General features: G+C 43.6%; 20 protein-coding genes and 1 tRNA gene. 11 read left to right on the top strand and 10 right to left on the bottom strand.

Annotated features, from left to right (window positions below):
• Positions 1-134: 134 nt before the first annotated feature.
• Both WN53_RS14865 and WN53_RS14860 read right to left on the bottom strand, forming a co-directional pair.
• On the bottom strand, positions 135-1,010 hold the full coding sequence (locus WN53_RS14865) for a GTPase family protein (RefSeq protein WP_046808094.1): 876 nt from the start codon (positions 1,008-1,010) through the stop codon (positions 135-137).
• Between the two features lie 97 nt (positions 1,011-1,107).
• Positions 1,108-1,953 (bottom strand): hypothetical protein, encoded by an 846-nt coding sequence (locus WN53_RS14860; RefSeq protein ID WP_158645283.1) that lies wholly within the window; start codon positions 1,951-1,953, stop codon positions 1,108-1,110.
• Positions 1,954-2,557: 604 nt separating this feature from the next.
• On the opposite strand from WN53_RS14860, the gene WN53_RS14855 reads away from it, so the two are divergent.
• The 3 genes from WN53_RS14855 to WN53_RS14845 all read left to right on the top strand — a co-directional run bounded on the left by WN53_RS14855 (position 2,558) and on the right by WN53_RS14845 (position 4,113).
• Positions 2,558-3,136 carry a rolling circle replication-associated protein gene (locus tag WN53_RS14855; RefSeq protein ID WP_046808093.1) on the top strand — a complete coding sequence of 193 codons (579 nt, stop codon included), beginning with the start codon at positions 2,558-2,560 and terminating at the stop codon, positions 3,134-3,136.
• Between the two features lie 109 nt (positions 3,137-3,245).
• Positions 3,246-3,452 (top strand): helix-turn-helix transcriptional regulator, encoded by a 207-nt coding sequence (locus tag WN53_RS14850; RefSeq protein WP_024484789.1) that lies wholly within the window; start codon positions 3,246-3,248, stop codon positions 3,450-3,452.
• 85 nt (positions 3,453-3,537) lie between these two features.
• Positions 3,538-4,113, top strand: coding sequence for a hypothetical protein (locus WN53_RS14845; protein WP_024484788.1), 576 nt, complete (start codon positions 3,538-3,540; stop codon positions 4,111-4,113).
• Between the two features lie 443 nt (positions 4,114-4,556).
• Here WN53_RS14845 and WN53_RS14840 read toward each other — a convergent pair whose 3' ends face one another.
• Positions 4,557-5,036, bottom strand: coding sequence for a toll/interleukin-1 receptor domain-containing protein (locus tag WN53_RS14840; RefSeq protein ID WP_261464898.1), 480 nt, complete (start codon positions 5,034-5,036; stop codon positions 4,557-4,559).
• 536 nt (positions 5,037-5,572) lie between these two features.
• Here WN53_RS14840 and WN53_RS14835 point away from each other — a divergent pair.
• The 3 genes from WN53_RS14835 to WN53_RS14825 all read left to right on the top strand — a co-directional run bounded on the left by WN53_RS14835 (position 5,573) and on the right by WN53_RS14825 (position 10,383).
• On the top strand, positions 5,573-6,319 hold the full coding sequence (locus tag WN53_RS14835) for an HNH endonuclease (protein WP_024484786.1): 747 nt from the start codon (positions 5,573-5,575) through the stop codon (positions 6,317-6,319).
• An 82-nt stretch (positions 6,320-6,401) separates the two neighbouring features.
• A complete protein-coding gene (locus tag WN53_RS14830; RefSeq protein WP_024484785.1) occupies positions 6,402-8,450 on the top strand; it encodes an ATP-dependent nuclease in 2,049 nt (682 codons plus the stop codon).
• A gap of 10 nt (positions 8,451-8,460) precedes the next feature.
• On the top strand, positions 8,461-10,383 hold the full coding sequence (locus WN53_RS14825; protein ID WP_046808092.1) for a UvrD-helicase domain-containing protein: 1,923 nt from the start codon (positions 8,461-8,463) through the stop codon (positions 10,381-10,383).
• Between the two features lie 560 nt (positions 10,384-10,943).
• On the opposite strand, the gene WN53_RS14820 is transcribed toward WN53_RS14825, so the two are convergent.
• The 5 genes from WN53_RS14820 to WN53_RS14800 form a co-directional block, all read right to left on the bottom strand.
• A complete protein-coding gene (locus tag WN53_RS14820) occupies positions 10,944-14,195 on the bottom strand; it encodes a hypothetical protein (RefSeq protein ID WP_024484784.1) in 3,252 nt (1,083 codons plus the stop codon).
• Positions 14,196-14,484: 289 nt separating this feature from the next.
• Entirely contained in the window at positions 14,485-15,693 is a 1,209-nt protein-coding gene (locus WN53_RS14815; RefSeq protein WP_024484783.1) for a tyrosine-type recombinase/integrase, read from the bottom strand.
• A gap of 195 nt (positions 15,694-15,888) precedes the next feature.
• Positions 15,889-15,965, bottom strand: a tRNA-Arg gene (locus tag WN53_RS14810).
• 142 nt (positions 15,966-16,107) lie between these two features.
• Positions 16,108-16,413, bottom strand: coding sequence for a hypothetical protein (locus WN53_RS14805; RefSeq protein ID WP_051346293.1), 306 nt, complete (start codon positions 16,411-16,413; stop codon positions 16,108-16,110).
• Positions 16,410-16,622: a hypothetical protein gene (locus WN53_RS14800; protein ID WP_024484781.1), complete on the bottom strand. Its 213-nt coding sequence runs from the start codon at positions 16,620-16,622 to the stop codon at positions 16,410-16,412. Before WN53_RS14800 ends, WN53_RS14805 begins: the two co-directional genes overlap by 4 nt.
• 228 nt (positions 16,623-16,850) lie before the next feature.
• Here WN53_RS14800 and folD point away from each other — a divergent pair, with 228 nt between their 5' ends.
• Both folD and ybcJ read left to right on the top strand, forming a co-directional pair.
• A complete protein-coding gene (gene folD / locus WN53_RS14795) occupies positions 16,851-17,717 on the top strand; it encodes a bifunctional methylenetetrahydrofolate dehydrogenase/methenyltetrahydrofolate cyclohydrolase FolD (protein ID WP_021805409.1) in 867 nt (288 codons plus the stop codon).
• A gap of 11 nt (positions 17,718-17,728) precedes the next feature.
• Positions 17,729-17,941 carry a ribosome-associated protein YbcJ gene (gene ybcJ / locus WN53_RS14790; RefSeq protein ID WP_021805410.1) on the top strand — a complete coding sequence of 71 codons (213 nt, stop codon included), beginning with the start codon at positions 17,729-17,731 and terminating at the stop codon, positions 17,939-17,941.
• A gap of 270 nt (positions 17,942-18,211) precedes the next feature.
• On the opposite strand, the gene WN53_RS14785 is transcribed toward ybcJ, so the two are convergent.
• Positions 18,212-19,402 carry an MFS transporter gene (locus WN53_RS14785; RefSeq protein WP_046808091.1) on the bottom strand — a complete coding sequence of 397 codons (1,191 nt, stop codon included), beginning with the start codon at positions 19,400-19,402 and terminating at the stop codon, positions 18,212-18,214.
• A gap of 72 nt (positions 19,403-19,474) precedes the next feature.
• Between WN53_RS14785 and WN53_RS14780 the strand changes: the two genes are divergently transcribed.
• The 3 genes from WN53_RS14780 to WN53_RS14770 are packed head-to-tail and all read left to right on the top strand — an operon-like array spanning position 19,475 to position 22,281.
• The gene (locus WN53_RS14780; RefSeq protein ID WP_046808090.1) at positions 19,475-20,482 is read left to right on the top strand and encodes a Gfo/Idh/MocA family protein; all 1,008 of its coding nucleotides are present in this window, start codon (positions 19,475-19,477) and stop codon (positions 20,480-20,482) included.
• A complete protein-coding gene (locus WN53_RS14775) occupies positions 20,483-21,592 on the top strand; it encodes a DegT/DnrJ/EryC1/StrS family aminotransferase (RefSeq protein WP_024486085.1) in 1,110 nt (369 codons plus the stop codon).
• Complete coding sequence (locus tag WN53_RS14770; RefSeq protein ID WP_024486086.1) at positions 21,592-22,281, top strand: hypothetical protein; 690 nt, start codon at positions 21,592-21,594, stop codon at positions 22,279-22,281. The genes WN53_RS14775 and WN53_RS14770 overlap by 1 nt, the downstream gene beginning before the upstream one ends.
• Positions 22,282-22,368: 87 nt before the next feature.
• Here WN53_RS14770 and cysS read toward each other — a convergent pair whose 3' ends face one another.
• Positions 22,369-23,754: a cysteine--tRNA ligase gene (gene cysS / locus WN53_RS14765; RefSeq protein ID WP_024486087.1), complete on the bottom strand. Its 1,386-nt coding sequence runs from the start codon at positions 23,752-23,754 to the stop codon at positions 22,369-22,371.
• Positions 23,755-24,038 lie beyond the last annotated feature (284 nt).

Below are 24,038 nucleotides of genomic sequence, written 5' to 3'. Positions count from 1 at the left end.
CAAGAAGACGTATTTTTTACTGTTGCCGAACTCAACTGTGACGGGGCTTAGAGAGAAAACATACCAAATTCGATAGCTTATAAAACGTCATAACGGACAGGGTATGTCCCTAAGATAACGGCAGGTGTGCCAGCTCAGAAGAAAATCCAGTCCCAGACGGCACGGGCAACGGATACCACGGCCTCGCGGACGGTACGAATGATCGCTTTTAGTGGTGCGGGAATAAATGATGCCACTTCCGCAGAATCAAACACTTCTCCAACCGCATGACCAAAACCCTCACGCGCCTGCTTTTTTACCGGTTCACTGCATAACCTCCCGTGCAGTTGCGTCGCCAGAGGGCTGGTGGCACGGTCAGGCAGGCAACGCATCATGGTTTCGACCATTGACGGTAGATTCCATTCTGTCCTTGCTGAAACAGCGCACACTGGATGGCTCGGTGAAAACAGCTGGCGAATGGAGTCCAGCTTGGACTCGATATTAGCCAACTGGTGCGGTGATGGCGTATTGCTGGTGGCGTTCCATTCATGGCAAGGTTCGATTTTGTCGACCTGGTTAATGACAAACAGTATTCGCTGTTGGTAGCCCGTCATCACTCGCCTGTAGAAACGTTCATCGACGGAGAAAGCACGATCATCGGCTTTGATAACCCACAGGATTAAATCCAGCTCAGGGAGGATACGGCGATACAGAGATTCATATTCGCTATCCCGTTGCTCACTCTCGCCTACACCGGGTAGGTCTACCAGTATCAGGCTATGCTCACCACTGCTCAGCCGCAATCGCAGTACGTCACGGGTGCAGGCTTGGACATCACTGACGGGCGTGACCTCACCCTGGAAAAGCGCATTGTAGAGCGACGATTTTCCTGCACCTGTTTTTCCCATGATACCTATGACAGGTTCGTAGTGAGTGAGCTTTTGAATATGGTCAAGAATATGCTTGCTGATGGCATGGGGGAGTGACGCCAGCGGCTTTTCGATAGCCTGCAAACTTTCTGATTTTTTCATGAAACGACCTCAGACAGAAAAACAAAACCCTCGAGCCTGAATGGTTTCGGGGGTGATTCACAGAGATAATATCTGTCTGAATTTTTTTTGAATATTATTATTTCTTTGCGATTTTATTTTTGTATGCAACCTTAATTGCATGTTCAACTACCTTGTCGTTCGATATGCATCCGTCCAAAGCCAAAGTCCTTAACATTAGATGAGTATCTTCAGAAATGTAGATATTAAGTGGCTTTAGTTTTTTAGTTACTTTGTTTTTCAATCTATTTTTTTGTGTCGCCCATGCACTTTTGAATTTAATTTTAAATAAACTTACAGTATCAGGTGACTCTGAGTTTTTCTTTTTCCATTCGAAGTATAGGGCGTAGCACCATGCAAGAGTTTCGTCTCTAGTATTACCACAAACACGCATACCTGAAGATGGAATATGCTTCTCTAGATAACCTTTTAACCAACCATAAACATCATTTTCTTGAGAGTGAAAATCACTAAAAATATTTTCATGCTCAATTAATTTAGCCCATTCTATTGCTTTAGATTTCATAAACTCCTTAGGTGTTATACTAAGTGGCCAGCTGTGAATTACCTTTCTGATATTCTGTATCCTGACAAGATGATCGGGCGGTAAAGAATCTGGAGACAAAATATCAAGAATCCCCGTTCCCAACGTCATTCCTTGCGTTTTAGAATATAATTCACATGCCAACCACAGGCTCGCACGAGCATCACTTTTAAACCATCCAAGATCAACTTCCGTAGGGAAGGAAAATGATTGATAGCTTTCCACCTCAGCAAAGAAATTGTCTAAATCCTGCTCATTATGACCAAGAGACTGGCAGTGTTTTCTGACACGTTCGAGATAGGTACGATAATTCTTATCACCTGCATGTGATGGGCAATTAATATTGTATCGCTGTAGTGCATTTTCCAGGATTTTTATCATCTCACCATCATTACGAACTACCCGAACCATTTTCAATCTCCCACACCAATAAAATCACTTAGTGATTTACAGTAATTTTAAGTTACATATCATTTTGTTTTACAGGCATTTCACATTTATTTCAAGTGAAAAAATTTGACGTAATCATGGTCTAATGTTACGCAATCACTGGATGCATTGGTATCTGAGTGGTGATTCTATTACAAAAATTTAGCGACAGGAACATCTATCAGGGCGTGGAACAGTTCAAGGATAAGACAGTCATATCCACAAATTCAGGGTGACTCAAAAGTTAGTAAGAACAAAACTGCGGTACTATTACTTTTTTGATGGCATATTCGGTCTATGATCTTGTTGCCAGTTCGTATCCTCCGTCGAGCGTGATTTTCCATCATCCTCGATTATCGCCTCAGAAAAGGGGGTTATGCTGTAAGCAGCCATGATAGGGAATTAAGGTTAATTAATATTATTAAAAGAAGTACATATACCTATCCCCTCCCGTATACGTTAAAGATGATAAGCATGTACTGGATAAACCTATCGACTTATCCAAGTAAAAATTACAGGACTACATCTTCCTTTGAATCACTACTGAGGAAGAAAAATGAAAAGACCATTTAACGCCAACCCAAAGTATGAAATGGATAGTCTATTGCTAACTGATATCAATACGCATATGGAGGCGATGTTCCAGCGCTTTGCAAAATTACTACCTTTCAGGATCGACTTTGCCTATAAAAAGAACTCAGCAAGCTTTGGGCATGCCTGCAAACATTCAATGTATAACGAAGTCCAAATATTGATTAAAGAGTTCGAAAAATCCTTTCCGATTGTGGGCTATTACTGGGTGATAGAGTACACGAAGAGAAAAGGACTGCATGCCCATTTTGTTTGCTATCTGAATGGGCAATTTCAGAACTGTCATTATCCTGTGTCCCGAGCTATGGGGGATATTTGGAAACAAATAACAGATAATGATGGATATCATTACCTTTGTGTCTACAAAGATATTTACAAAATCAAAATTGGCAAGATTATCCGACATTTTGATACAGACGAGATCGATAATCTGCGTTATGTCATTAGCTATCTGGCTAAATGTGAGCAAAAGGAAAATGGCATCATCGCGGGTAAAAGCGTGATACCGGTAAAAAGCAAGCGAGGTAGACCACGCATACGCTGAACAACCTTCACTGACTTTTTACAGATTCACCGGTTGGTATGTTGGAGCTGGCATGAGTAATCATCAACCACGACTCCGGCTAACCCAAATGCTACCGGAGAACTCAATCATGACCATCAAACCTTCCTTATTTGAAGACCAATTTGTCGATATGGCTTTCATTACCCGTCTGTTAGGCGTCAGCAATAAGTGGATATACCGGCTCATCAAAGATGGTGTCTTTCCGAAACCCATCAAGTTGGGGCGCAGTTCCCGCTGGCTACAAAGCGAAATAGAGTCCTGGTTGCAGGAGCGTATCAGCCAGTCTCGTCAGTAATCACCTTTCTGAAAACCATCAGCGTCATCTCCCCAAAGCGCAGTATGACGCTAGTTTGAACACAGCACATACGGATAATTCCCCCATGCAAGATACAATCGCTCGCTATGATTTTTTACTCAAAACTTACCAAAGCTGGCTTACTGACTTGACCAAACTGACTGTCAAGCATGGAATATGCCATCAGAATATTTATCCCAGCCATTACCTTACGCTGTCCACACTTTACTTCCCAGATACCGGCCCTGTACCTGGGATCGTGCCACAGTGCCTGTACCGAATGATCTATAACAAAACCAAACCAGAGCCGTTGAGTATTCAAAATGATTTACGTCTTAGCCTGGAGACTAACGGGCAGCTACTTTTTACTCACGGGGGCCTAGAAGGCGTATTGCTTAGCGAATGCGTCAGACTCAAACAACGCTCACTTGCCAATAAACTGATAAGCCTGCTTCAGCAGTTCAATAACGTGGAGTATCGCCATAAGCTTGTTTGGCTTTTCTGGTATGACCGTATGCTCGGAGCGCCTCTTGATGACTGGCTGGAGAACCTTAAAAAAATGAATGACGAAGAGTTCTGCTTTTGGCTGTTGCAGCGTCAGGAAGAAAACGCAGAGTTAACCCATTTGATGGATGAATATGTGAACTTTACGTACTACTGATTAACGCATAAAACCTTTCCACGTGGCGTTATGTCGAAACCCCATTTGTTGCATCTAACCTCCTTTCTATAGCAATACTTCTATAGCAATACAGATAGTTATGCCACTACATTCAGCAATCCCCCCGTAATCCTTATATGTTTAAAGTGAAATCAGGTGTTTCTCCTGATGCTGCAGCACGTCAGTTATCTGGGGAGGCTGCTCAGGTGTGAGGGCTACGCTTTACATGGAAATGCTTGCAGCGGTACGTTACAACCCGCAATAAATCTTATCTCACATGGTAAACCTAAAAAAATGGCGCTAACCGCCTGTATCAGATAGTTTATTACTATTCTGAATGCAAGGCTTTGTGGTGAGTCGCAGTGCCGATGTGAATGAATTTAACGGACAGAAAAACCTGCCCGTTAAATAGATGAATGATGTGAACAACTTTGGGTTAGTTGTTAGAGCGTTACCAGCTCGGAGAGTTTTTCAGCAATATTTGCCATTGTATCTTCTGCGGTATTTAATCCACTTCGCGAGCCGAGTAAGGGGCTGACTTCGCGGAGAGCTTCATAACTTGTGTCGTGTACAATAGGAACGAGCAGATCACGAGCCAGGAGTGCCGAAAGCTCTTTGTCTGCAATGCCTTCTCCTGCAAGACGCTTCAACAACGCAGGGGTCACCAGCACAATTCCTACTCGCGACTTCACTAGGCCCTTATCTATTTCGCGTAGCAATGTTGCTCCGAGGAGGACATCCTTTTCACTGAACCAAACCGACACACCGCGAGATTCTAGCTCGTCATGCAGTTCTTTGGCTGCTCCTTTGCGGTCATCCCATGCATGGCAAAGAAAGACATCTCGAAGATCAGGTACGGCTGCTCGTTTCTCGACGTTTTCTCGGACTGGTGTGAGCGTTCTCACCTCGGCAGGTGTGTACACCGCGGATGAGCCAGTTCGTGACCAGCGTGGTTTACTGCTGCTACTAGATCCGCCGCCGCTACCAGATCCACTGACACCATTCCCTGAAGAGGGATAGGAAGGAGCCGAATATGAGGAGTACGAGCGATAGCCTGCGTAACGGCTACTGCATGCGGGGCAAGCTGCAGCTCCGCTCGCTGTACGGTGCCCATTTATTGGTGCTGTGCATCTAGCCATGTACTTATCCTTCTAAGAAGTGGTTTGGGTAGTCTGACCTGCATCTCTTTGATTAAAAGGCCATTGCGGATGGATACTGGCTTAATACCCAGCATGGTTGAATATACAGATCAATAACCATTCGATCAACGCTGTTATTTTTCTGAACAGTTGACTTCAAACGTAACAGCTCCCCCATTACGACACATCACTCAATGACATCAGGCCAATAAGTAAGAGCATCACTCCCTTGAGGTATTTGATACTCTGACGGGAACAACAAGGCACATTTCGATATACAGACCGAAGTCGCAAATATGTAGTCAAAGAGGATCGTGTTTATGACGCAGCGTTACACGCCGGAACAAGCCGAGCGGATGAAAAAAAGGCGATATTGGGTATACGTAGATGGCGAATGTTTCAGCAGCGCAGCGTCAGCGAACAAATACGTGGGCGAGAACATTTTTCATGCCGCGTGGCGTGCCGACCTTATTGCTGAATCCGGCGGGGAGGCGATGCAGGTCGGTGACAGAACAAAGTCTGTCCGGCGCGGAGATCATAGCGTTGTGCTGGAGCGTCGGGGCGACCTGTCGGATAAATCCGTCCGTGACTACAACGCCGCGCGCAGAAAGTTGTTGAATGCTGGCTGGCGCGACGATGAGCTTGACGAGATGGATAATGGCGAGCTTTATGCGCTATATAAAAGCGAGTTAGAGCGTGAACTGTTATCGGTGCCGCATTTTTCTGGTTTTGAAAGAAAGTACACTCGAGCTGAGATCCGCCCCGCACAGGGACGTTTCAGACGTGCAGTGATATCAAACTGGGAAAACCAGTGTGCTATTACCGGTACACGGCTCGCTCTCGAGGCCGCCCATATCGTTAGTCACGCTAGCGGGGGTAATGCGAGCGTGGAAAACGGAATCTGCCTTGCTGCGGATTTGCATACGCTGCTGGATTCAGGCCACCTGCTTATTCTTGATGGCATCATTCGCCTATCAGATGAAGCAAAAGACGACCTCCGCTATGCGGCACTGGAAGGCAATATGCTGGGAATACCTCGCGTCAAAGTCCGTTTCCCGACACTTTAACCAACATAAATTTAGAACGTAATATCGTCATTCCGTTTCATCTACGATGCATCAAATGTGAAATTTCTACTAAGGAGAGAACATGTATCTGAAGCACATCAGCGCACGCAACTATCGTGCCTTTGGAGATAGTGCATCCGCACCTGCACTCGACTGGGAGCTCAATCCGGGGCTAAACATCCTTGTAGGAGAAAATGATGCAGGAAAGACCTGTATCGTTGATGCTATCCGCCAGGTGCTGCTGACGACCAGTTATGAGAACATCCGTCTCTTCGAGCAAGATTTTCACATTCACGGCGCGATTCGTTCTAATACCCTTTGTATCGAAGCCACTCTGTGTGGGCTAAGTACCGATCAGGAAGCTTCAGTCCTTGAATGGTTGACACTTGGTGAAGACGGAACTTGTTCCCTTATTCTGCATCTTGAGGCACGATTCCCCCCCCCCCAGGCAACTAAGCGTTCACGTGTTGAAACAATTGTGCGAACTGGAGTAAATGGCAGTGGGCCAGAAGTGGGTTACGCGGTAAGAGAGCTGGTGCGGGCAACTTACTTAAGGCCCCTACGCGATGCTGAGGCGGAGTTAAGCTCAGGGCGCCAATCACGTCTATCCCAGATTCTTGGAGCCCATAATCTTATTGCTGGCCAAGAAGTAAACGACTTCGATCAGACAATGCCAACTAACATTCCTACACAACTAGTCGGCCTGATGGCGTTCACTCAGCACCACCTTGGTCAACATCAAGTTATCAAAAGTGTAGAGAAGGACATCAATGACAACTACTTAAGCCAATTTGCATTTTCCGGAGATGCAATTCAGTCGCGCATCCGTATCACACCCAATCTAGCGCTTACACCTATTCTAGAGAAATTCGAGCTGTCGCTGCTTCCCGGAGCACACATTGCTCCTGACGCTCGTTGCGCTCGCGGTCTTGGGTATAACAATGCATTGTTTATGGCTACTGAACTGGTGCTGCTGCGAGATGGCGAAGAACTGGGCCTCCTTCTCGTTGAGGAACCAGAGGCGCATCTCCACCCTCAGTTGCAAGAGCGCGTGATGGATCTCCTGAAAGAGCACTCTAACGATGATCAGGCGCATAAGCGGGTTCAGGTTATTATGACGACGCACAGCCCTTCTTTGGTATCAACTGCACGCATTGAAGATATAACACTGGTGCACAAGGCACAGACCTTCCCTTTAGCTGTCGGCAAAACGAAACTAAAGCGTACCGACTACTCTTTCCTTCGCCGTTTTATCGATGCAACCAAAGCGAATCTATTTTTTGCACGCGGTGTCATGATGGTGGAAGGGCCTGCTGAAGCAATCTTGCTACCAGCTATTGCAGAGATGTGTGGTCGCTCATTCTCAAAGCACGGTGTATCACTTGTTAACGTTGGAAATACCGGGCTTTACCATTACGCCCGCATTCTCCAGCGAGAAGGTACCGGCCCGGATATCCCAATACCGGTCGTATGCCTGACAGACCGGGACATTGTGCCTGACGTAGCAAAAAGCTACGTCTCAAAACCCGCTAAGGGTAAGCGCTTCGATTCGGATTATGACGCTGATGAAATGAAGCAAGTAGTGCAAAGCAAAAAGGACCGTGCGGAAGGCGGTAACACGATCGTCTGCGTATCTGATAGGTGGACACTCGAATATGATCTTGCCCACTACGGTTGCGCTAAGCTGATGTATCTCGCCATTTCTCTTGCCGTAAAGGCTAAGTCACGTGATGAAAGGTTAGAAGAAAGCGACGAAGTTGAGACACTTGCAGCGGAAGAAACGAACTGGTTAGCGCTGGAGGCTGCGGGTCACTCCGATGAAGCTCTCGCTGCAATTATTTATCAGCCTCTTCAAGAGAAAAAAGCTTCGAAAGCCATAGCTGCTCAGTATGCAGCTGAGCTGGTTTCTACAGGCGCGTATGGCACGAATGACGAACTGTTCAATAAACTACCTCCATACGTGCAAACTGCACTATCACACCTGACGATAGAGCTAAAATCCAAATCCTCTGCGCTGACGGGGGCTGTTACCGGAGCTGCCATATCGACTGGTGCAACTACGGCGGCAGTAACAACAGCCATGTCGGCAAGCTCTACCGTTCCGGCTAACGCGGCAACAAACGGTATCTAGGAGATCATAAATGAGTGCTGTCCATCTCTCTCCAGACGACTTAGTCGAACTGACGACGCTAGCCAGAGACCTGAACTTTGACGATGCTGAACGTCGTTCTGCCCTACTTGAAAACGGATCGCGTGATTTTAATGCAGTACCCGGAAGTGGGAAGACATCGCTGCTTGCAGCAAAACTTTTGTTGCTGGCTAGGAAATGGCCTCATGCACGCCGAGGCATATGTGTTCTAAGTCACACTAACGTTGCTCGCGATGAGATTGCACATCGCCTGGCGGGAACAGTTGAAGGAACCCAGCTTCTGAGCTACCCCCATTTCATTGGTACTATCCATAGCTTCGTCAATCATTTCTTTGCAATGCCCTTACTACGTAGCCTAGGAATGAAGATTGATGTCATTGATGATCAGGTGTTCGCGGACAAAGCTCGCTCCCTACTTCTGACGAGGAAATTTTCAAGCCTTCGCTTTTATCTGGAGAAACAGATGAATGGTGAAGGTATTGCTACTACGCTCTTCTATCGCACGGCAGAGCTTGGAGTGCATGTTGAAAGCGGCAGCCTACCCGCATCGCACACCAAATCATACAATTCATTGATAGAACTAAAAAACATGCTGGCGTGTCAAGGTGTTTTTCGGCATCGTGACATGTTTGCATTTGCTGACCTTGCGCTTCAGACCTGCCCGAGGCTTCTTGATGTTGTCCATCGTCGCTTCCCGATGGTGTTCATCGACGAAATGCAGGATACCTCCTGGGAGCAAGAGTCCTTGTTAAATCGTATTTTCGATGGCCGGTCAGTGATGCAGCGTTTTGGGGATATCGATCAGAAGATTCTCTCTGATGAAGAACAAGCTGAATTACTCACATTCCCACGGGCTGGGTATGGATGTATAAGCACCAGCAAACGGTTCGGTAAATCAATTTCCGATGCTGTAGGGTGTGTCCGTGTCAGTGGCGAGGCTGTTGTTGGTGAGGGCGAAAATTCTAATGCCCCAGTTCTATTACTGTACAAAACGGAGAGTGCTATCAAAGTGGTCGAACACTTTGGTCGAATTGTTATCGACAGACTGAGTGAGGACAACATCGGTTTGCGCGAAGTTAAGGCGATGAGCGCTCGCAAAACCGGTGAGAGCAACGTTGACGCAGGTCGTCATCTCCTTGATTACTGTCCAACCTATGGCGGAGACAAGCTTAGTGCAGGAATACGCTCAGAAAGTTTCTGGAGTCTCATCGGTGACAGTAAAGGGGCTTTGAAAGAAACATCTTTGAGTTCAAGAGTTTCAGACGTTCGCAGAGCGTTATTGATTATTCTGCGTGCATCTGGGGCATCGTGGGCGCAAGACATTCGTGATGCACGAGCGCTTTCACGAGCTGCGAAGGCTGTTACACCCACTGGAACAATTGATAAGTTAACACGGCAGCTTGCATTGTACGGAGAGGAACTTTGTACAGATGGTCAGCGAGATGCACTGACAGAACTGCTCTACACGCAACTTAAGCCATACCTTCCCGAAGAGATAAGCCTTGAAATATTTAAGGGACTGAGCACTTTCGAAGACGCAGGCGAGAGGGGGAGACTAAACACTTCTGCCTCGGCGAGATGTGAAATTAGTTTTCAGGGGAGAAGCCTCGACATTGGACTCGGTACGGTTGCAGGGATGAAAGGCGAAACTCACGCCGCATCTTTAATCCTTGAATCCTACGGTGGGTTCAGTCGTAAGTTCGATGTTGCACTGGGGCTAGAGTATATTGCAGGAACAGCGGCAAAAAAAATTTCAAAGCTTCCTAAAACTCAACAGGCGCAAATGCGCAACCTTTACGTAGCAATGTCTCGACCAGCGAAATTGTTATGTCTTGCAGCGAACGAAAGCCGAGTTTCGCAGACTTTGCGTGATGCGCTGGTACTTAAAGGATGGCATATAGAATATGTGACTTGAAAAAGTACATGCCAGCATGATGCATCAATTCTCTTGATTAAGAAATGCCCGCTTCTTACTCGCAGCGACCGTTTTGTACACGAATGCTGGCAGCGTAGGGCCATACACGGGCATTACAAATAGCACCTTGTATTATCCCAATAAAGCAAAGCAGTGGTTCACAGAACCCTTGTAATACATTCGATTAATATCTAGACATTCAGAAGGTTAGAGCCGCGACAAGGTAGTATTCCGGTCGACCAAGGACGATGTTGTTATCCAAAGATTTCCTTCGGAGCTGGTCTTCTCGATCACATCACGGACTTGAATGTATTGTTGAGTAAGGAAATAACCCGTCAGAGATTGCTGTGTTATATACAACAATTAAGATTAATTATTGTCATTATTAAAATGCTTCTGAACTGAGAAGCATTTAAGCCAGATGGAATTTGAAAGATATTGTCATAACCAACCGAAAACTGTCAGATCAGCTCTAAGTTAATACATGTTTTCTAAGTGATTTTCAAAGAACTGTTTTGAACCCGCCCCATTAAAGAGGCGGTGTTCCTCATAGCATAATACTATTTGGCATTTATCAACTCTAATAATGGAGCATCAGCCACATCATCTGGAATATATGGATCATCGTCATCTAAATTGATACCAATACAATCAACATCATTCAAGCCGATTTCCCATGCCCACCTAACATCTAACGTACTCATTTCTATTCCTAGACTGTCTTTTCGTGGAGAATCAGTAGTAATATTCTTTAACATTGCATCACATCCGAGATAAAATTTTCCGCAGGAATGATAAGCAGCAAGGAATCTATCAAGGTTGACATTGTTATCGGGAGTCATCGTGTTAATTCGGCTGATCATCGTCATTCTTTTAGTCATTGGAGCATTCTTCATATTCTCAGATATCAGTACTCTATAATGAGCTGGTTTTTTAACTGAGATACCTTTGACGATACAAACACGTAATCTGGATTTATTATCTGATAAGCCTACAGATGATATAAGATCTTTAAAAATATCTTCACCCACACCGGAGTCTTTAAATAATAGATATAATCCTGGGTGACATGCTTTGAATTGAACGAAGCCCACCCCTTTCCAGCGTGTCCTATCCCACAGACGAGGTTTGATTAGACTTTGTATGGAATAATCTTTATGTGTTATATTTTCGGAATTAAGTTCCTCTTCAGGCATTCTTCCTTTTCCAAATGTTGGATCATTTATATCCTCGATCTCCAACACTTTCGGAAATTCACTATCCCAGGATTTATCTCTTAGAAGAGGGTAAGTTTTCTTTTCAGCACTTGTGGAATGAATTTTCTTAATTTGTTGATCAATATCATTTCCAAGAACATTTTCAATAGCTTTGATACAGGCACCGAAACTAATTGCTCTGTCGAATGCAGCATCTTCGAATATCATTTTTTCAATGTATTCTGTATTTTTTATAAAAAATAATTCAGGGACAAGATCAAATACTATTTTCTTGAATTCATTGGTGATTTTTCGTTGAGCATCAATTATAAAATCACTTGCATCAAAACCAGAACAATTTATTGTAAGATTTAGTTTTCCACTATTGCTATTTATTTCATGTGATAAGGATAAGTCATCTTCGTCATCTGCTATTACTTCAATAATTAAAAATGCTTCTTTTAGATGGATGTTATCAATCGCACAAGTTGCAAAAGCACTCTCTAAAAGTGATAAGACATTAGTTGAAAACTCTATAAATGGTGACCGATTCGGAAAGTTGATTTCTATGGTGCATCCAAAAATAAAAGATGTATATACTCCTCGTTTGCCATGGTTATCTTTTATGCCTTGACTATTAAATCCTGCATCAAAGTCACGTATTTTTTGCAAAAAATCATTATTATCATAATCTGCAATAACATCGTACTCACGCTCAAAATCTTCAATATAACCTAAAGCATATTTAAGACATCCCGATGATACGAAAAGTCCTAATCTATCCAGTTCATCAGGAATATTACTCTGTAGATTTATTTCCTTTAGATCAGTGTTCAAAATAAGTTGGCTTATGTAAAAATCAATTTGCTGATTTTCTTTATCACCGAACGAGCTATCACTGATATTCTGGTTAATTATTAAAAACAATTCATACCATAAAATGGCATGTGCTAATTTTCCTATTTTTATTTCCGTTAGGCATAAACTATAATAAATCTCAACCTGCTTTAATGATATCTCATCATACTTCCAGTAGTTATCTGTAATCAAAGAAGCGGATAGAAGCAAGCATGAACGTGAACTCCATAGCAACCCAATGGATTCGTAAGCATAAGCTATTGCTTTTAATGCTAATATAAATTTATCTCGTGATTCCTCTTTATAGAGTGGAATAAAAGTTTTTCCTAAATACTTGATTGCCTGATAAGGGTGACCATTTTGAATTCTCTTTATGCCTCTTCGTAGATTTAATAATGCCCCTTTAACTTCACCGCCTCTAAGAGTGGATTGCTCAGTCATATAGTCTAATAAATTCTCATATGCATCAACCTCGAAAAAAATGTCATCTAGTTCGTTCAAAAGTTGGAAGTTTTTCTCAAAAGGATAGCCTATTAAATTTCCACTACTTTTAAAAATTTCATGTAACTCTTCAAATACAACCGAAGCATCTTCTACATCTGAAAACGTTGTCATTTTATAAATGGCTTTGTGAGTTCTCGCTGTAAGTGCATTACTGGGACGAGATTCATCGTCAGCTATCTCATCTAGTTTAGCGAGCATATTACGTTCGATATTCTCAATGTCGATTGTAGATGTTGCGTTGTTAAGTCTAATATAACTTTTATGGACTGTTACTAAGTTTAAAACTTTCTCCCATTTTGAGGAGTTAGTTGATGATGCTATACATTCATACGCTAATTGAAGATTTTCTTCGAAAAGGTTAAAATCTTCCATCCAAAAATGGGCCTTCCAAGCGTATTGATAATACGCATCCAGCAATTGTTGGTTTGTACCAAATTTTTTTGAGATTTTTATAGCTCTTTCAAATAGACCTTGTGTTTCAATTATCGCTTTTTCAAGCTCAGCGCTTAACTCTGCAACTTCTAAGAAAAAGTCCACTTGCTCATATGAAATTCCAGCAGGGTTTATTTTCCCTCTAATATACTCGGTTAGTTCTTCATATTTTTTTTGCTTCTTATAATCATTTTCTCCAAAAATAACCTCTCTATTATATTGTGTTGGAACCGATAATGTATCAATGACCAATTGCTCGAAATGATTTTTGTAGATTTGATCTAGTATCCAATTAATATCTAATATACGGACATCTATTCCTGTTTGTGCTTTTAAGGTATCTTCAACCTCTGAACGAATATTTGACTTAGCCGATTGATTTGTTACGCAAAATATTTTTTTATAACCACGAGCTGTTTCTTTTATTTTAAGCACATCTTCATGACATTTTTTCTTCCAGTCTTTGCGTGTACTTACCGCAAAGGCCCAGCGTTCTTTATTTGATGTTTCATTAACACCTTCTAACCAAAGAAGCTTATTTTGTTCCGAAACAGGGAATGTTTGTGTGTCAGTTTTACCATCCCCCCCAGCTACAGGACCTGTCTGTTCAAGGAGATTAGGGCAAATTATTTTCTCACATATTCTTTTAGCAAAATCTTCGAATTGTAATTCTTGATTTCTTGTATTTAGAGTAGAAAGAAAATGCTCAAGTACAACTCTATCTAAAGACCCTGTCTCTCGAATCGTTGAATCAGAAAATTTTTCAGGGCGACGACGCTTTAGAAATTCTTTAGATGAAAATTTGGCTTCCTGTACTTTCATGATTGTTATGCTCCATTTGTCACCGACATCAAAACCTTGTGTTTATTCACTGGAATTATTATTCATACTGTTTTTTTGAATAAAACACCAGTAGTGTGCTATGTTCAGACAAGCTAGCTATGTAATCACTATACCACTGCATCATTTCTCGCCTCCCTTCCAGATACTGTGCATGGTTGTAAGCCCCACGAACCGCGTTTTAATCCACATGTGCAAGCTGTGACCCAATTTACGTCGAGCTACAGCATTGCTTATAGCGATAGATGCTCATCCTGCAGCTGCAGAAAATTTATGCCTTTTTACGAATATTTACTGCGATTCCCCTAGCCGCCAACCCATCCACATATTCCCCATACCACTGCAACATCTCCCTACGCTGCTCCAAGTACTGCGCATGGTTGTATGTGCCACGAATGGTATTCTTATCCACATGAGCCAGCTGTAACTCAATCCACGCCGTGTTATAGCCTTGTTCATGCAAGATAGTACTCATCGTGTGCCTGAAGCCATGACCTGTCGCCTTCCCGTGATACCCAATCCTTTTTAGTACCTGATTGATACTCGCTTCGCTCATTGGCTTGGTGATGTCGTTACGCCCAGGAAATACAAGGTTATAACGGCCCGTCACTGCCTGGATCTCTCGCAGTGCTGCCACAACTTGATCAGATAGTGGTACAAGGTGAGGACGGCGCATCTTCATCCTTTCAACCGGTACTTCCCAAACTCGCTTGTCGAAATCAAACTCTTTCCATTCAGCCATGCGAAGTTCAATAGTACGAACTCCCGTTAACATCAGAATTTTTGTTGCTAGCCGAGTTATTGGGCTACCCGAATAAGCGGCGAGAGCCTCTAAGAAGGCAGGAAGTTCATCCGCTAACAGATGAGGGTAGTGCACAGATTTTGGCGGGGTTAACGCACTTGCCAGCTCTGAGGCAGGGTTAGTTTCAGCCCGACCGGTGACAATTGCATAGCGAAAGACTTGGTTACAGGCTTGGCGGATTTTGCGAAGCTTATCGAGGACACCACGTTTTTCGAGTTTACGAAGTGAACTGAGGATCTCCAGAGGCTTGATCTCTGCAACTGGGCGCTTACCTATATCAGGGAAGATATCGTTTTCAAACGCTTCCATAATGTCTTCAGCGTAACCCTTCGACCAGTTTGGACGTTTGTACTCATGCCATTCCAGAGCGATCGCTTTGAAGGTATTTTCCACTGTCGCTTTACGAGCTTGTTTCTCAACCTTTTTCTGTTCACTGGGGTCGATAGCGTTAGCGACTTGCCGCTTAGCTTCATCTCTCCGCTGCCTGGCTTCAGATAACGAAATCTCAGGATAGATACCCAACGCCAGCATCTTTTGTTTACCGTCGAAGCGGTACTGCAAGCGCCAGTATTTAGATCCATTGGGATGAACCATTAAATGCATTCCTTCGCCATCGGTAAGCTTGTAAGGCTTATCTGTGGGCTTTGCACTTCTTACCTTTACATCGGTTAACGCCATTTGAGGCCCTCCGTTGCTGGCTGTTGGTACAGGATTTCATTGAACGGGGTTGTACCATCACATATACCAACAGATACTACTTGATGCTGGTGGGTGTAGATAGACTCTGAGAGAGTTTCGACGCGCTAAAATCAGCCAAATCACTGAATTTTAGGAATAAAAAAAGACGTCGGTTGACGTCTATTTACTTCGAAATGGTACGCCCTACAGGGCTCGAACCTGTGACCTACGGCTTAGAAGGCCGTTGCTCTATCCAACTGAGCTAAGGGCGCATTGAAATACGGATGCGGCAACCGAGGTTGCGGAGTTGGATTATACGGTCAGAGGTTATCGAGTCAATGCCTTTTGACGATGTGACGGCGGCAGCGGTGTTTTATGGCGATTTTTCGCACACAAAAGCTATGGTAAGTCACCCTAACGCGATGATCTGGCTACGCTAATCCCCTGCCATAATACCGCCTCATCACCCCCTTGTGGTTCAGCCGCTGGTGCCAATGGGCGTGGGTTTGGCCTTTGCCCTGCTTTTTGCGACATACAGGCACGAGCCGATCGCACCACGGCGTTGATATCCCCCCAATCGGCCTGCGGAACGTTCAGCACATTACAGGTCTGCGCCAGCATTGCCCTAGGCAACTCACTGGCTACCAAGGTATTCATCGATGCCTGACAAAGCGGCGTAGCAAGCAGCAATACCAGCACTAAAGGAACACAACGCATCATTGACGGCCCCTTTTGTACCACTGCGCCATACGTTGGCTCCAGGAAGGACGGCCCTCCTTCGGCTTACAAAGCCGATGTAACGCCTGCAACAACGCCACCTGCGCCGGATGTAGGGAAGAATCAAACACCGTTTCACCAATATGCCGCTGCTCATCTGCTGGATTTCCACCAGGTTGATGCAATGGATAGAGCCGAGTAATCGTCTTCATGATCCTGCCTCCATAGGCCCCAAACGCCAGGGGCGATGGGTTAAGCCTAAAAGACTGGAGGTAAAAAAAGCGTAGAGGATCATTCCGTTGGTGTAAAAAATGTATAAACCGCTACGCAATCGTGTGCTTATTCTCTGCATTAACCCGATCGAAAGCCTGACAGCGCGCCTCTCTTCTGCCAAAATAGCGCCATCCCCCGCTTTTCTTAAATGATGGATTTCCTCACTGATGGCAGCAAAGATTATTGATGGCAAAACGATTGCGCAGCAGGTTAGAAACGAAGTAGCTGAGCAAGTGAAACAACGTCTGGCGGCCGGCAAGCGTGCGCCGGGCCTGGCGGTGGTACTGGTTGGTGAGAATCCGGCTTCGCAGATTTATGTCGCCAGCAAGCGCAAGGCCTGTGAGGAAGTGGGCTTTATCTCCCGCTCTTACGATCTGCCAGCCTCTACCACCGAGCCTGAACTGCTGGCGCTGATCGACAAATTAAACGCCGATAAAGAAATTGACGGCATTCTGGTACAGCTCCCTTTGCCTGCAGGCATTGATAACGTGAAGGTGCTGGAGCGCATCAGCCCGGATAAAGACGTGGACGGTTTCCATCCTTACAACGTCGGCCGCCTGTGCCAGCGCGCGCCTAAACTGCGCCCTTGTACCCCACGCGGCATTGTCACCCTGCTGGAACGCTACAACATTGATACCTATGGCCTGAACGCCGTGGTGGTGGGTGCCTCCAACATCGTTGGCCGCCCGATGAGTATGGAGCTGCTGCTGGCTGGCTGTACCACCACCGTCACGCACCGCTTTACCAAAAACCTGCGCCACCACGTCGAGAATGCCGATCTGCTGATCGTTGCCGTGGGCAAACCTGGGTTTATCCCAGGAGATTGGATCAAACCGGGTGCGATCGTGATCGATGTCGGCATCAACCGCTTGGAAAGTGGTAAAGTAGTCGGCGACGTAGACTTCGAAGCCGCAAGCGAACGTGCGGCCTTCATTACTCCGGTTCCAGGTGGCGTCGGCCCCATGACCGTTGCTACACTGATCCAAAATACCTTGCAAGCCTGCGAGGAATTTCACGACGTTCAACCTAACTAAGTTAAGGCAGTATGGAAATTTTCAATCTGGAAGGTCACCCTCATGTCGAACTGTGCGATCTGCTGAAGTTCCAGGGCTGGTGTGACAGCGGCGGTGCCGCGAAAGAAGTGATCGCCGAAGGGCAGGTCAAAGTAAACGGTCAGGTCGAAACGCGTAAGCGCTGCAAGATCGTTGATGGCCAGAAGGTCAGCTACAAAGGCATGAGCGTCACGGTTAAAGCCTGATTGTTCAACCGCCAGGAAAAAAATGCCGGGTCGGCTAAGCTACCCGGCATTTTTGATCCGCTCAAACCCGCTAATGCTCCAATGCGACGAAGCACACGTGTTGCATAGCACGCAACGAGCCATACAGTTCGTCCAGGGTCGTCCTTTTCCTTACCGTTAGCTTAAAGTTAACTTCAATCTTGTGTTTTTTGACGTCACGTATGGTCATCGCATCAATCAGGTTTCTCTGCTAATTAAGTTGGGCCATCAAGAAAATCGCTTAATAGTAAACTAACCTTTATGTTTTACGGTAAATATTAATATACCAAGTGCAAAAATTGACGTAACCATGGGAATGCTCCAAAAATAAACCCAACCTTCAGTCACATCAACTCCCACCCAATTATTATATGCCATACCACAAACTAAGGAAGCGAATGAGTAACCAATGCCATTAATAAAAAAAATCTTAAAACCTTGCATTTGATGATTATTTTTATCAGATGAGATATTTTTCAACAATATATCAAGTGCTATAAAAAAGAACACCCAAGAAAAACCCTGAATGATAAGAGCAACAACTATCAACACAGTAAAATCATAAACCTCAGCACTAACAATTAATATATTCCTCATGAAGTAGGCAATGGCACCAAAAATTATAATATTTTTTAATTTAAATTTATCAAGAAATAACGACAAGGAAATAATTAAAAAAAGTTCCGAAATTACAGCCAATTGCATTATGCTTGTTGGACTTTTAAAGCCTAGATGTCTAAGATAAATAGGTATATATGCACTATAGGAGACCTGTGAAATCATAAGCAACAAGGCACATATTATTATCACGACCGAGTTTCCTTTTTTAATCGAGTACCATACGCTGCTTAAACCTAAAATAAATCCCTCCTTGACATTTTTTCTTCTCACATTTAATTTTAGATTACCACTTATAGACATGAGTGCCATTAATACTGATAAAAAAGATGCAACCAAATACAGAATATGGTTATCTTCAATTTCATAATATCCGATGACAAATCCAGAGAAGATGAATCCTAGGGTTCCAAATGATCTTATAATAGGAAACAGTTTTTCATTACTTATATTTTGAAATGTTATTGAGTTAACCAAAGATATCGTAGGATAGAATAATATTCCTGTAAGAAAAACAATCCCCATAACAATATTAATATTGCCATAATTAAATGAAATATATAATAATATAAAATTTAGCCCATTCAATAAGTACAGAACTGCTAATATGACTTTCGGCGATGTGATCTTGTCTGAGATATAGCCGACAGCCAAAGGGGATACTATAGTTGCAACTCCTAGTAAAAAGAAAGCTGTTTTAATATTGCTTGCCATGTGATTATTTTCTAATACCAGCCCAAGGGTCATGCTCCATGTTCCCTGGGTAAAAAATTGAAAGAATGTCATGGATGATAGCAGCGTAATATTGCCAATGTTGTATTTCATTTTTGTGATCTTGTTAACATCATTGTAACCACCACATTAGCATTATTGAACTTTGATGACAATGGAGGTGTTATGAATATAGGAATCATTGGCGCTGGGTATTGGGGACGGAACATCATTCGCAATGCTATTAATAATAATGATATTAGTAAAATATTCATTCATGACGTAAATATAAAAATTTCGTCACCTTATGAAAATATTAGTGACAAAATAATTTCAGTTGATTGCTATGAAACCATCCTTCGTGATCAATCTATTGATTCTGTATTCATCATCACCCCAGCACATACCCACTACCGACTTGCTAAGTTGGCTTTAGAAAACAATAAGCATATTTTCGTTGAAAAACCTATCACTCCAAATTCTGAAGAACTGAAGGAATTAATAGATTTAGCAAATAAAAATAGGAAGATAATTTTTTCAAGCCATACATATCTACATACACCCGAAGTTAAAGCCCTGCGTAAAGCGATTAAGGATGAAGTTAATCTAGGCAATCCGATTTTATATCAATCAAACCGTTCAAACTTTGGTAGATTTAGAAAGGATGTAAATGTTCATTGGGACTTGGCCATACATGATCTTTATATTATCAAGTCTTTATTTGGAAAGCGTCCGTTATCTGTTTCGGCCTCAGGCGTTAAAAGTCATTCAGGTTATAATGAAACCTTTTGCCAAATATTGATACGGTATGAGGAGGGATTCAATGCATCTATTGTTGTTAACTGGTTAAGCCCCTGTAAATTTAGGGATACAGTGATTATCGGTTCTAAAGGCTCATTATTCTATGACGACTGCCTATCCGAAAACAAAATCACCATTTATAAAAATGAAATACCAGAAAAGTTAGAAACCATTGATTACAACAGACCTTTATTAAAAGAAAAGATTTATCTAAAAAAAACAGAAGCCATACAGAATCAAATAAATAGCTTTATGAAACTAATAAAGAAAAGAGATTGTAAAAATGATAACGCAATGTTCGCACTGGACATCTTAATTCTATTAGAAAGCATTGATCGGTCTATAGAAAATAATGGTGATTTTGTTCCTGTCAGTACAGTGGAGGTATTATAGATGAAGGTTAAATATTTAGATCTGGTTTCTCAATATAACTCTATAGAAACAGAGATTAACACTGCCATATTGAATGTAGTTAAAAGTGGTCATTATTGTCTTGGTGAACAGGTTTTTCAATTTGAGAGGAATTTTGCCAATTTTTGTAATGTATCCTATGCCGTAGCCTGTAATTCTGGAACAAGCGCGTTACATATGGCTCTTCTCGCAGCTGGTATCCAAGAAGGAGATGAAGTGATCACTACAGCTGCCACATTTGTTGCCACCGTAGCAGCAATCAGGTTATCAAGGGCAGTGCCTGTATTGGTTGATATTTCTGATAAAACGTTGAATATAGATTATGAAAAAATAGAATGCCTGATCACCGATAAAACGAAAGCCATTATCGTTGTTCATCTACACGGTAACCCATGTGAAATAGATAAAATCAGAAATATAAGCCGTAAACATGGACTAGTTCTTATCGAGGATGCTGCTCAAGCACATGATAGCGAATATAAAGGGCATAGGATAGGATCTATAGGAGACATGGCATGCTTTAGCTTTTACCCTGGGAAAAACTTAGGTGCCTACGGAGAGGCGGGAGCTGTAGTTACAAACAATGAAGTGTATGCAGAAAAACTTAAACTAATCCGTGACTGGGGAAGCACTCGAAAATACGAACATAACATTGAAGGTTATAACTATAGAATGGATGCAATACAAGGTGCCATCCTCGATATAAAATTAAAACACTTACCATTATGGACTAGCGCTAGAATAAACAAAGCAAATCTATATAAAAAATACTTATCTAGACTCCCTGTAATCACTAGCACCGTGTTACCTGAGGCAAAGCATGTCTACCATGTCTTTGCAATTAGAACAGAAAAAAGAAATGCATTAAAAGAGTTTTTAACCCTAAACGGAATAGAAACTGGAATCCATTATCCTATCCCTGTACACAATCAACCAGCCTTCGAATTAATATGTAAAAAAAGTAATTGTTTGAAAATATCCGAGATCGCTGCTGAGCAGCTACTTTCATTACCAATATACCCCGAATTATCAAATGAAAGCATTCTTTATACTTGCCAAGTCATTCAAAAATTTTTTGAGGAGGATCGATAATGAGGTATGCTTTTATTAAAAATGCCACATTTAAAAAACTTGAAAAAGGTTCTATATGGCTTAAGCAAATAAATGATGATAACATCATTGATATTAGTTTAAATGTTGGTCAACTTGGCATTCCTTTTTATAAAGATGCCGACAAGGAATTCTTTGATTTCATCAACAGCATTGATGATTACTGTCATGCTTTGGCTGCGCTATTTCCGTTCATATCTATTGAACCACAAGAAAGGTTGCACTCTACTCTTCTCACTATTTTTAACGATACGAGGCCAATATTTGACAGCAAGAAAAGTGAGTTGGTTTTATTTTGTCGAAAAATAGTAAATATTTACAATAAGATAGGAGCACTAAAGATTAAGTTTAAAGATGTGTTGCTAACCTCTAACGGTACGTTGATATTAATTGGAGAATCATCAACACTAATGACTTTTAGAAAGGAGGTATACGATACCATCGCTATCCCACAAGAACTGCATAAAAATATTATACATATCACATTAGGCCGATTACTTGTTGATACTACTAATGATAATATGCTTGACTTATATGATTACTTATTGATGAATGGGCAATTAGATCTTCCGGAACTACTGGTTTCAAAACCAAAATTCGTTGTCTGCAATGACTCATTAGCAACTAAGCATGAAACTCCTTTAACAACTCATTTTAATAAACTGTGGTGAATGTCATCTTAATTATTATGCTTTAAAGCTAAAAAAGCCGGGCCGCTCAAGCGGCCCAGCTCTACTCATGCTCATCAAGAGCCTAGCTTACTTACGGCGCCAGCTAGTCCCCTGCGGGCCATCTTCCAGCACGATATTCATCTCGTTCAACCGATCGCGAGCGGCATCTGCCAGCGCCCAATCTTTGGCGGCACGTGCGTCGTTACGTTGTTTGATCAACGCTTCAATCTCTGCCACTTCCGAGTCGTCCGCTTGCGCACCACCTTGCAGGAACTGTTCTGGCTCCTGTTGCAGCAGGCCCAGTACCTTGGCCAGTTTACGCAGCTCTGCCGCCAACCCATTCGCCGCCGCCATGTCTTCGCTCTTCAGACGATTGACTTCACGCGCCAAGTCGAACAACGCGGAATAGGCTTCTGGGGTGTTAAAGTCGTCGTCCATGGCTTCACGGAAGCGAGCTTCAAACACTTCACCACCAGCGGGTTGAGCATTGGCATCGGTGCCACGCAGCGCAGTGTACAAACGTTCCAGCGAGGCACGCGCCTGCTTGAGGTTGTCTTCGCTGTAGTTCAGTTGGCTGCGGTAGTGGCCAGACATCAGGAAGTAACGCACGGTTTCGGCGTCGTAGTAGCCCAGCACGTCGCGGATAGTAAAGAAGTTGTTCAATGACTTGGACATCTTCTCTCTGTCGATCATCACCATCCCGGAGTGCATCCAGTAATTGACGTACGGGCCATCATGCGCGCAGCTGGATTGGGCAATCTCGTTCTCGTGGTGCGGGAACATCAGATCGGAGCCACCGCCGTGAATGTCAAAATGGGCGCCAAGCTGTTTGCAGTTCATGGCCGAGCATTCGATATGCCAGCCTGGACGGCCTGGGCCCCAAGGCGATTCCCAGCTTGGTTCGCCCGGCTTGGACATCTTCCACAGCACGAAGTCCATCGGGTTGCGTTTCACGTCGTCGATTTCTACGCGCGCACCGGCTTGCAGTTGTTCCAGATCCTGGCGTGACAGCAGGCCGTATTGCGGATCGCTATCGATGGAGAACATCACGTCACCGTTGCTGGCCACATAGGCATGATCACGCGCCAACAGGCGTTGGGTGATCTCGATGATTTCTTCGATATGGTGGGTAGCTCGCGGCTCCTGATCCGGGCGTTCGATCAGCAGCGAATCAAAATCGGCGTGCATCTCTGCCAGCATACGCGTGGTCAGTTGATCGCAGGTTTCGCCGTTTTCTGCCGCGCGGCGGATGATTTTATCGTCCACGTCGGTCACGTTACGCACGTAGTTCAGCGAATAACCGAGGTAACGCAGGTAGCGCGCTACCACGTCGAAAGCAACAAAGGTACGCCCGTGGCCGATATGACACAGGTCATAAATGGTTACCCCGCACACGTACATACCGACTTTACCGGCATGAATGGGCTTAAATTCCTCTTTTTGACGACTCAGGGTATTAAATATCTTTAGCATCAGGGCTGTCCGTGGTGTGCGTGATAACAAACATATCCGCATATTGAAACCCGAAGGCTGCTCTATTGCAAGGTCAAGCCCAAGGATTGCTGAATTGATCGGCAGAAAATTGCGTGAGATCGGAATTAACCTGATCCAGACTAAGATTACAACACGTGTATTTCTGCCGCGGAACTGCCACCCTAGCCACTGCTGACTGATTAATTGAGATATGTTATAAAGTCGGTCTGATTGCTCACACGCCTTCCTATGTGACAGCTCATTTCATCTTGCTAGGACTAAAA

This window comes from Serratia fonticola (assembly GCF_001006005.1).
In the GTDB taxonomy this organism is placed as follows: Bacteria; Pseudomonadota; Gammaproteobacteria; order Enterobacterales; family Enterobacteriaceae; genus Chania; species Chania fonticola.
Note: the sequence above shows the minus strand (reverse complement) of the source record. Positions and strands in the feature narration are given on the sequence as shown.

Coding starts and splice junctions, on each gene's coding strand:
- WN53_RS14865 (WP_046808094.1), bottom strand. CDS start 1,010: ATGAAAAAATCAGAAAGTTTGCAGGCTATCGAAAAGCCGCTGGCGTCA.
- WN53_RS14860 (WP_158645283.1), bottom strand. CDS start 1,953: ATGATAAAAATCCTGGAAAATGCACTACAGCGATACAATATTAATTGC.
- WN53_RS14855 (WP_046808093.1), top strand. CDS start 2,558: ATGAAAAGACCATTTAACGCCAACCCAAAGTATGAAATGGATAGTCTA.
- WN53_RS14850 (WP_024484789.1), top strand. CDS start 3,246: ATGACCATCAAACCTTCCTTATTTGAAGACCAATTTGTCGATATGGCT.
- WN53_RS14845 (WP_024484788.1), top strand. CDS start 3,538: ATGCAAGATACAATCGCTCGCTATGATTTTTTACTCAAAACTTACCAA.
- WN53_RS14835 (WP_024484786.1), top strand. CDS start 5,573: ATGACGCAGCGTTACACGCCGGAACAAGCCGAGCGGATGAAAAAAAGG.
- WN53_RS14830 (WP_024484785.1), top strand. CDS start 6,402: ATGTATCTGAAGCACATCAGCGCACGCAACTATCGTGCCTTTGGAGAT.
- WN53_RS14825 (WP_046808092.1), top strand. CDS start 8,461: ATGAGTGCTGTCCATCTCTCTCCAGACGACTTAGTCGAACTGACGACG.
- WN53_RS14820 (WP_024484784.1), bottom strand. CDS start 14,195: ATGAAAGTACAGGAAGCCAAATTTTCATCTAAAGAATTTCTAAAGCGT.
- WN53_RS14815 (WP_024484783.1), bottom strand. CDS start 15,693: ATGGCGTTAACCGATGTAAAGGTAAGAAGTGCAAAGCCCACAGATAAG.
- WN53_RS14805 (WP_051346293.1), bottom strand. CDS start 16,413: ATGATGCGTTGTGTTCCTTTAGTGCTGGTATTGCTGCTTGCTACGCCG.
- WN53_RS14800 (WP_024484781.1), bottom strand. CDS start 16,622: ATGAAGACGATTACTCGGCTCTATCCATTGCATCAACCTGGTGGAAAT.
- folD (WP_021805409.1), top strand. CDS start 16,851: ATGGCAGCAAAGATTATTGATGGCAAAACGATTGCGCAGCAGGTTAGA.
- ybcJ (WP_021805410.1), top strand. CDS start 17,729: ATGGAAATTTTCAATCTGGAAGGTCACCCTCATGTCGAACTGTGCGAT.
- WN53_RS14785 (WP_046808091.1), bottom strand. CDS start 19,402: ATGAAATACAACATTGGCAATATTACGCTGCTATCATCCATGACATTC.
- WN53_RS14780 (WP_046808090.1), top strand. CDS start 19,475: ATGAATATAGGAATCATTGGCGCTGGGTATTGGGGACGGAACATCATT.
- WN53_RS14775 (WP_024486085.1), top strand. CDS start 20,483: ATGAAGGTTAAATATTTAGATCTGGTTTCTCAATATAACTCTATAGAA.
- WN53_RS14770 (WP_024486086.1), top strand. CDS start 21,592: ATGAGGTATGCTTTTATTAAAAATGCCACATTTAAAAAACTTGAAAAA.
- cysS (WP_024486087.1), bottom strand. CDS start 23,754: ATGCTAAAGATATTTAATACCCTGAGTCGTCAAAAAGAGGAATTTAAG.